Genomic DNA, 9,027 nt, shown 5'->3' with positions numbered 1-9,027 from the left:
CGATGATCAGGGATTGGTGAAAAATGTTCATTAAAGGCAGATAACATTTGAGACTCCTATGAATTAGAAGCCTATTTGATCACACTTGGCTCAAAATGGAAAGTTCATGATCTTGCCCTGGGTATGCCTAAGGCTACAGTTAGCCGTAATTTACGTATGTTAAGTGACAGGGCCACCCCTACCAAAGAGGGTATGTATCTGGTTACTTTAAGACATGATCCTAATGATTATAGAGTAAGACGAGCTTACTTGACCGACAAAGGGAGGGGCTTTTTATTAGAGCTCCTTAAAGCTTTGGATTAAGTGACACTGTGGGATTTTGAAACTCGTAAAGGTTTTTCTTTGGCATACATTGGAGTTTCAGGTTCCCATACTCAGCAGATATTTTAATTTAGCAAGCTTTAGTTTAGCTTTATGTACACAGCACCTACAGGCGGTATGACCGCAAAACGTTATGGCCGTGTGGGTGATGCGCCGGTAATTGGTGCAGGAACATTTGCTGAAAACGAATCGTGTGCTGTATCGGCAACCGGGCATGGCGAGTATTTTATTCGCTATAACGTAGCAAGTGATATTTGTGCGCGGGTTAAATATCAAAATAAAACGATTGAGCAAGCAGGCGATGAAGTTATTAACCAAGTACTTGCGCCGATTGGCGGTACGGGGGGTGTAATTATTGTTGATACGAAGGGGAATATTAGCTTGCCGTTTAATACCTCGGGTATGTATCGCGCGAGTAAATCGAACACACAAGCGACCTATGTAGGTATATTTAACGACGAATAGCCCATAAGTACATATATCTGGGCAGTTATGCGCTTTGTAGGATTAACCCTGAGCATTTAGTTTGATACAATTAATGCTCTATTATTAATTTTATAAGGTATGCGGGTGGTTAACCTAGGTCAGTTGTTTGGCGAGCTAAAAACGTGCTTGAAAAAAGATCAATTTATTTTTAAAAAACGCTTACATGGCGTAAAAAAAATAACCGATGAAAACAAGCATGCCAACGCGCTTGAAAAAATAGCGGCTGATATAACCCGTAGCCAAGAATTACGTGATAAACGCTTAGCGGGCCTTCCTAAAGTGACTTACCCTGAGCAATTGCCAGTAAGTCAAAAAAAGGATGTAATTAAAGACGCCATTGCAAATAACCAAGTGGTTATTATTGCCGGTGAAACAGGCTCTGGTAAAACAACGCAAATACCTAAAATGTGTTTAGAGCTTGGCCGTGGTGTTGATGGCTTAATCGGTCATACGCAACCACGCCGATTAGCTGCGCGAACAGTGGCTAATCGTATTGCTGAAGAAATGAAGTGTGAACTTGGTCAGCAAGTCGGTTTTAAAATTCGTTTTAGCGATCAGGTTTCTAATAACACCTACGTTAAACTAATGACTGACGGTATTTTACTGGCAGAAATTCAGCAAGATCGTTTTTTAAATCAATACGACACCATCATTATTGATGAAGCGCATGAGCGTAGTTTAAACATCGACTTTATTTTAGGTTACTTAAAAAACCTACTTCCAAAACGCCCTGATTTAAAAATAATAATTACGTCTGCGACCATTGATCCTGAACGTTTTTCAAAGCACTTTGATAATGCGCCCATTATAGAAGTATCGGGTCGTACTTTCCCCGTTGATGTGCGTTACAACCCAACGGCCGATATTAATAAAGAAGACATGGAAGCCGAGGGTGATCAGCTGCAAGGTATATTTGATGCGGTTGATGAACTGTGCGCAGAAGGCCCTGGCGACATACTGATATTTTTAAACGGTGAACGTGAAATACGCGATACCGCTGATGCACTTAGCAAGCGTAATTTAAAACACACTGATGTATTGCCACTTTACTCGCGCTTATCTAACGCAGAGCAAAACCGAATTTTTGCACCGCATTCTCGTCGTCATATTATTTTATCGACTAACGTAGCCGAAACATCACTAACCGTGCCGGGTATTCGTTATGTAATCGATCCAGGTACCGCGCGTATAAGCCGTTATAGCTATCGTACAAAAGTGCAGCGCTTGCCAATAGAACCTATATCGCAAGCAAGTGCTAATCAGCGTATGGGTCGTTGTGGGCGTGTTGAAGCGGGTATTTGTATTCGCTTGTACTCTGAAGATGATTTTTTATCGCGCCCAGAGTTTACCGACCCTGAAATACTGCGCACTAACCTTGCGTCTGTTATTTTACAAATGTTGGCGTTAGGCCTTGGTGACATGGCGCAATTTCCGTTTGTGCAAGCGCCAGATAGCCGTAATATAAGCGATGGTTTATCGTTATTAGAAGAACTACAAGCAGTAAAACCAGACAAACGCGATAGCAAAACCAGTTTAACTCAATCGGGTAGAGAGCTTAGCCGATTACCGGTTGACCCTCGTTTAGCTAAAATGGTGCTCACCGCTCACAAACTTGGCGCATTGCGTGAAGTGATTATTATTGTGGCGGCGCTGTCGATTCAAGATCCGCGCGAACGCCCACAAGAAAAACGTGCCGCAGCAAACGAAAAGCATGGGCGCTTTGATGACCCTGATTCAGATTTTATCGCTTTTTTAAATTTATGGAATTACCTAGAAGAGCAGCAAAGCGAGCTAACCAACGGCCAGTTTAGAAAGCTGTGTCAAAAAGACTTTTTGGCCTATATGCGCCTGCGTGAGTGGCAAGATATTGTTTATCAAATAAGTACTGTGTGTAACGAAATGGGCATGAAAGCAACCAGCCAAGCGGCTGATGGCGAACTTGTTCACAAAGCGTTATTAAGCGGAATGCTAAGCCATATAGGCTTTAAAGATGAGAAACAAATATACAAAGGTGCACGTAATAGCCAGTTTCATATTTTTCCGGGTTCAGGCTTATTTAAAAAGAGCCCTAAATGGATAATGTCGGCAGAGCTGGTAGAAACCAGTAAGTTATATGCCCGTACAAATGCAAAAATAGATATTAACTGGGTAGAACCATTAGCACAGCATTTAGTAAAACGTAGCTACACCGAGCCACACTGGGAGAAAAAACCAGGTGCAGTAATCGCGTTTGAACAGCAAACTCTGTATGGCCTACTCGTTGTAAATAAACGCCGCTGTGTTTATAGCAATATTGACCCTAAAGTGAGCCGAGAGCTTTTTGTACGCACCGCATTAGTTGAGCAAGAGCTGGGCTTAAACGAGAGCTTTTTAGCATTTAACCGTGAGCTTATTGAAGATATTCAAGTTCTGGAAAATAAGTCACGTCGTCGTGATATTTTAGTTGATGAGCAAACCTTATTTGAGTTTTACGATAAAAAAATTCCAAAAGAAATTAATAACCGCGCTGCATTTTTAAAATGGTATAAAACGCAAAAGCAACAAAATAAACATTACTTACATATGACCCGTGAAGAGTTAATGCAGCACGGCGCAAGTAATATCACTGAGTTTGATTACCCAGATACATGGCAGCAAGACAATATTATATTGCCGCTTGCTTATCACTTTGATCCCGGACAAGCGGTTGATGGTGTTGCGGTACAAATACCGGTAGCGCTTTTAAATCAAGTGCAAGAAAGTGGTTTTGACTGGCACATACCTGCATTCAGACATGAGCTAATAAGTGGGCTTATAAAGTCATTGCCCAAATCGCTTCGTCGTAATTTTGTGCCAGCACCTAATTATGCGGATGCAGTGCTTGCAGCTATTGAGCCAATGCAAGGTGGTTTAATTGATGCCTTAGCCACGCGTTTACTAAGAATGACGGGTGTAAGAGTTGATGCAGAAGCTTGGGATTTAACCGCACTTGCACCGCATTTACGATTGCAGTTTGAAGTACGTGATGAGCACGATAAGTTACTTGCTCGTGGACTTGATTTGGCAAAACTAAAAGCAGAGCTGCAAGGTGAAGTCACCGAAACGCTGTCTAAAGTAGCCGATAAAGGCATTGAAAAATCTGACCTAACACAATGGGACTTTGGTGAATTACCCGCTTCTTATGTGAAAAAACAAGGTCAATACGAAATAAAAGCATACCCTGCGCTGGTGGATAAAAAATCAGCTGCTGCAGTGGAGCTTTTTGATAGTGAAGCAAAAGCGCAGCAAGCACATCAACAAGGTTTGCGCCGTTTAGTATTGTTAAATGTGCCGTCGCCAATTAAGTACTTACAACAAAATTTACCGAATAAAGCAAAGCTGGGTTTGTACTTTAACCCATTTGGTAAAATAGCCGATTTAATTGATGACTGTATAGCGGCAGGCGTTGATAGCTTATTAGTGAAACATGGCGATATACGCGATGAAAAAGCATTTGAAACAGTAAAAGAGCAAATACGTGGTGAGTTAGGTGATGCGGTTGTATCTATTGCAACGCAAGTTGAGCAAGTATTAAGTATTGCTCATGCACTTCATAAAAAAATGAAAGGGCGAGTAGATTTAACCATGATCACCGCACACGGCGATATAAAATCACAGCTTGAGTCACTTATATTTAAAGGTTTTGTGAGCGCGCATGGCGCAGATAAAATAACGGATTTAATTCGTTATTTAAAAGCGATTCAAAAACGCTTAGAAAAACTGCCTGTAGATCCAAATCGTGATAGGTTATGCGTACTAGAGCTCGATAAAGTTGCTCAAGAGTACAAAAAAGTAGTTAATAAAACGCCTAAGGGCTTGCCTATCCCACAAGAGGTGACTGCTATTTTTTGGATGCAACAAGAGCTTAGAGTGTCTTTATTTGCTCAAACACTTGGCACGCCTTACCCAATTTCGGCTAAGCGAGTACTTAATGCGATAAAAGAGATAGAATAAAACTTGCATTTTCTATTAAGCTTAGTACCTTAATAGGAGGATTTATTTTTGTTTTGAAAAGGAAGCGACATAGTTATGTCCTCATCGATTGAACATAAAACAAAGCGACTTTTAGTGGTGGATGATGAGTATTTTAATTTTGAAATGCTTAAAGCTGCACTGGCGTCGAAATTTGATGTTAGTTATGCAGATTCAGGGCAAAGTTGCCTTGCTTCGGCAATTGCGAGTCCGCCAGATATAATTTTGCTTGATGTTTGTATGCCTGGTCTTGATGGTTATGATACATGCCGAATGCTTAAGCACACACCTGAGACAAAAAATATTCCTGTTGTTATGGTATCGGGCCTAGAGTCCCCATCTGAAAAACAAGCAGGATTTGATGCTGGTTGTAATGCGTATGTTGTAAAGCCATTTTCAGTGGGTGCTTTGTTGGAAGAAATTAACACGGTTGTTTAGAGGTAACGTATGTTTACTGATGATAAGCGAAATTTTAGACGTATGCAGATCAATACACCTGCAAATTTAACGACAATAGAACCTATAGCGGGTTTAAGTTTTGCCGCAGAATGCGTGGATTTAAGTGCTACAGGTTTATCAATTCATTTAGATGAATTACTTGAACCTAATACTTTACTAACGGTAAACATTGATTCGACTCACCCAAGTATTGCGCCTTTAAATGCAACAGCAAAAGTAATACGTGCCAGCAAAGAAGATGATGGCACGGTAACCGCAGGTCTTGAAATCATTCAGTTTAACTAAGTCGAATCCAGTTAAACTGAATGATTAGATATTAAAAGACCTTACAGATTAAGCCTTTTAAATAAAAGCCTTCAGGGTAGCTGCCAGCAATTGGGTGATCGGCTGCCTGGTTTAATCGCTCCATTATAAGTAGGTCTTTACCTGCATCAAGTGCTGCATCGGCGACTACTTTTTGAAACAAGTTTTGTTCCATTAAACCAGAGCATGAGAATGTTAGTAACGTTCCACCTGGCTTTAGTATTTGCATAGCAATCATGTTGATATCTTTATAACCACGGCACGCACCTGTTAGCTGCGCTTTATTGTCAGCAAACTTTGGTGGATCCATTACGATAGTATCGAACTGTCTGCCTTCGTCGCGGTACTGACGTAGTAACTTAAATACGTCCTGCTTAACAAAACTTACTTTATCTAAATCTAAGTTGTTGTGCTCAACATTACGTTTTGCTGTATCTAAAGCGGGTTGCGATACATCTACGTTAGTTACATGCTCACATCCACCACGTAGGGCGTACAACGAAAATGTACCTGTATAACTAAAACAGTTAAGCACCGTTTTACCCTTTGAAAAACGCTCAAGTGCGGCGCGGCTATCGCGTTGATCTAAGTAAAAACCTGTTTTATGTCCGTCAATTATATCGACTTCAATTTTAAAACCGTTTTCTTCAATCAGTACCGGCTGTGTCGGTTCATTACCCCAAAGAGCGCCTTTTATTGGCTCTAAGCCTTCTTTAGTACGTACTTCTACGTCTGAACGCTCGTATATGCTACTCCCCGGGAAAATAGACATTAATGCGCCTACAATCTCGCCTTTATGACGCTCGGCACCCGCACTTAATAGCTGACATACTAATACGTTATCAAACTTGTCGATTGTAACGCCTGGTAAGTAATCAGATTCAGCAGCACATAATCTAAAGCCCGTTAACCCGCCTTCTTCAATTACTTGGCTACGTGCTTCTAATGAGCGACGTAAACGGCGTTCAAAGAAGTTTTGATCGATGATTTCTTTTTCATCAAAGCTCCAAACACGTGCGCGAATTTGTGAATGAGGGCTATAAGCAGCAGTTGCTAAAAATTTACCTTCACTGTCGTGGATCGTTACTGTGTCGCCTAATCCTGGTTTACCTTTAATTTTTTTGATGGCTTTTGAAAATAACCAAGGGTGTTTTCTTTTTAATGATTTATCGCGACCAGCTTGTAGGTAAACGGCAGATGACATAGGGCTTCTCAGTAGTAATAAATAAGCGCTGTATTTTAGTCAAGCAAGGCTCAACATACAATGAATGTTTTGCAAGGGGAGCATAAAGCACGGTAAAGTACGGATAATTCATCCATTCATTAGATTTTGGAACCTAATAGTGCCTGACGCCGTTTTAAGCCCCGATTTAGAAATACTCAATTCACAATGTAGAGAATTTATAACCTCTTTGGTGTGTGCCGATGTAGCTCACGATATTACCCACATAGAACGCGTGGTACGCGTTGCAATACAGTTATGTAATGCAGAGCAGGCAAACATGTCGGTAGTATTACCGGCAGCGTGGATGCACGACTGTGTGGCAGTCGCTAAAAACCACCCCGACCGTGCAAAAGCCTCGACCATGGCGGCAGATAAGGCATTAAAGTTTTTAAAATCTATTCATTATGACGAGTCACTTTTTGATAAGATTCATCATGCTATTGCAGCGCACAGCTTCAGCGCAAATATAAAAATTAAAACAGTTGAGGCACAAATAGTACAAGATGCCGACAGAATGGATGCATTGGGTGCCATTGGCGTGAGCCGATGTATGAAAGTAGGCGGCTCGATTAGTCGTTTATTGTATAACCCAGAAGACCCTTTTTGTATTGAACGCGAGGCTGATGATAAAACATACACGCTTGACCACTTTTTTATAAAATTATTACATATTGCCGATAGTATGAATACGCCATCTGCTAAAGCAGAGGCGAATAGACGTACAACATATATGCGTGAGTTTTTAGAGCAATTAAAGTCAGAAATTGGTGAGTAACGTGAATAATACAAACATACCTAAATTATCGGGGATTGATCATTGCCATTTAAATGTTGATAACTTATCGAATGCCGTTAAGTGGTATGAACGTGTTTTAGGTTTTAGTGTAGTACCCGAACTTGCATTTTGGGATGAGCAAGGTCGAGGCCCTCTAACCCTTGAAGACGCTAGTTCAACCACGCGTTTAGCACTTTTTGAAGGCGAAGGACGTAGCAAAGGAATTGCATTTTTAGCCACGGGGGAGCAATTTATACAGTGGCTAAATCACCTTGAGAGTTTAAACATAAAAGCAGTGCTAGCGGATCATGGTGTAACGTTTTCTATGTACTTTAAAGATGAAAGCGGTAATAGCCATGAAATTACCTCACATGACTACAGCTATATTAAGTGTATTTATAACGATGTGAAGCTTGGGTCGCACGCTAGTAAAAAACGTACTGATTAAATGAACACTAAACATTAATTGCTTAGTGTTGTTCCTGGTGCGCTTCTTTAATCGCAATAATATCGTCAATTTTCTCTATAAACAATTCAACTAATTTAGGGTCAAAATGTTCACCGGCTTGTGATTGTATATGTTGAATTGTTTTTTCAACACTCCAAGCTTCTTTGTAAGGACGCTTTGAAGTAAGTGCATCAAATACGTCAGCTATAGCTACAATTCTACCTTCAATTGATATATCTTCGCCTTTAATTCCATTAGGGTAGCCTGTGCCATCCCACTTTTCATGGTGCTCAATAGCAAGTGTATGAGCGAGTTGTAACAATGGTGACGAGGAGTTTGCTAATATTTGCGCGCCAATTATGGCGTGCTGTTTCATATGATCAAACTCTTCAGAAGTTAACTTTCCAGGCTTGAGTAAAATGGCATCTGGGATACCTATTTTTCCTACATCGTGCATTGGCGCGGCTTGATGTAAAAGCTCTGCTCTTTGCTCATCCATACCTAGTGCTAACGCTAATACTTTACTGTATTGGCTCATACGCACTATATGCTCGCCAGTATCAGTATCTTTATATTCAGCAGCACGACCTAAGCGTTGTACTAAATCTACATGAGCTTGTTTTAATTGCTCTGCCTGCACTAGCGACAAGTGAGTTTTAACTCTAGCTCTTACAATAGCAGGGCTTATTGGCTTAGTAATATAATCTACGGCACCTAACTCAAAACCTTTATATTCATCGCTTTCATCGCCAAGCGCAGTAACAAATATAATGGGGATATGTGATGTTTTAGGGTTAGCTTTAACTATTTGACAGACTTCAAAACCATTCATATCTGGCATCATTATGTCGAGTAAAATTAGCTTTGGTAATTCTTTTTCAAGTAATGCCAGTGCAGCGTCACCCGATTTAGCAAACGACATACGATATTGATTACCTAACACTTCGCGCATTACTTTTAGATTTGCAGGCTCATCGTCAACAATTAATACTCGTGGTCTATCTGACGTAAAGTCCATTA

Annotated in this window: 7 protein-coding genes and 1 pseudogene; 6 read left to right on the top strand and 2 right to left on the bottom strand. The window is 40.6% G+C overall.

Features of this window, described 5'->3' with window-relative positions; all coding sequences use genetic code 11:
* Positions 1–429: 429 nt before the first annotated feature.
* The 4 genes and pseudogenes from I6F49_RS17890 to I6F49_RS17875 form a co-directional block, all read left to right on the top strand.
* Positions 430–786: pseudogene (locus I6F49_RS17890) on the top strand (isoaspartyl peptidase/L-asparaginase); the annotation flags it as partial.
* A 105-nt stretch (positions 787–891) separates the two neighbouring features.
* The gene (gene hrpA, locus I6F49_RS17885) at positions 892–4,779 is read left to right on the top strand and encodes an ATP-dependent RNA helicase HrpA (RefSeq protein ID WP_197181512.1); all 3,888 of its coding nucleotides are present in this window, start codon (positions 892–894) and stop codon (positions 4,777–4,779) included.
* Between the two features lie 75 nt (positions 4,780–4,854).
* Positions 4,855–5,235, top strand: coding sequence for a response regulator (locus tag I6F49_RS17880; RefSeq protein WP_024597850.1), 381 nt, complete (start codon positions 4,855–4,857; stop codon positions 5,233–5,235).
* Positions 5,236–5,244: 9 nt separating this feature from the next.
* Entirely contained in the window at positions 5,245–5,541 is a 297-nt protein-coding gene (locus I6F49_RS17875; protein ID WP_007581065.1) for a PilZ domain-containing protein, read from the top strand.
* Between the two features lie 31 nt (positions 5,542–5,572).
* On the opposite strand, the gene I6F49_RS17870 is transcribed toward I6F49_RS17875, so the two are convergent.
* The gene (locus I6F49_RS17870) at positions 5,573–6,763 is read right to left on the bottom strand and encodes a class I SAM-dependent methyltransferase (RefSeq protein WP_166420632.1); all 1,191 of its coding nucleotides are present in this window, start codon (positions 6,761–6,763) and stop codon (positions 5,573–5,575) included.
* A gap of 64 nt (positions 6,764–6,827) precedes the next feature.
* Here I6F49_RS17870 and I6F49_RS17865 point away from each other — a divergent pair, with 64 nt between their 5' ends.
* Together I6F49_RS17865 and I6F49_RS17860 are read left to right on the top strand one after the other, a co-directional pair.
* Positions 6,828–7,559 (top strand): HD domain-containing protein, encoded by a 732-nt coding sequence (locus tag I6F49_RS17865; RefSeq protein WP_231615131.1) that lies wholly within the window; start codon positions 6,828–6,830, stop codon positions 7,557–7,559.
* A gap of 1 nt (position 7,560) precedes the next feature.
* Entirely contained in the window at positions 7,561–8,007 is a 447-nt protein-coding gene (locus tag I6F49_RS17860) for a VOC family protein (protein ID WP_166420634.1), read from the top strand.
* Positions 8,008–8,029: 22 nt separating this feature from the next.
* Here I6F49_RS17860 and I6F49_RS17855 read toward each other — a convergent pair whose 3' ends face one another.
* Positions 8,030–9,025, bottom strand: a complete 996-nt coding sequence (locus I6F49_RS17855; RefSeq protein WP_166420635.1) for a response regulator — start codon at positions 9,023–9,025, stop codon at positions 8,030–8,032.
* Between the last annotated feature and the right edge of the window lie 2 nt (positions 9,026–9,027).

This window comes from Pseudoalteromonas sp. SWN166 (genome assembly GCF_015864485.1).
GTDB lineage: Bacteria > Pseudomonadota > Gammaproteobacteria > Enterobacterales > Alteromonadaceae > Pseudoalteromonas.
Note: the sequence above shows the minus strand (reverse complement) of the source record. Positions and strands in the feature narration are given on the sequence as shown.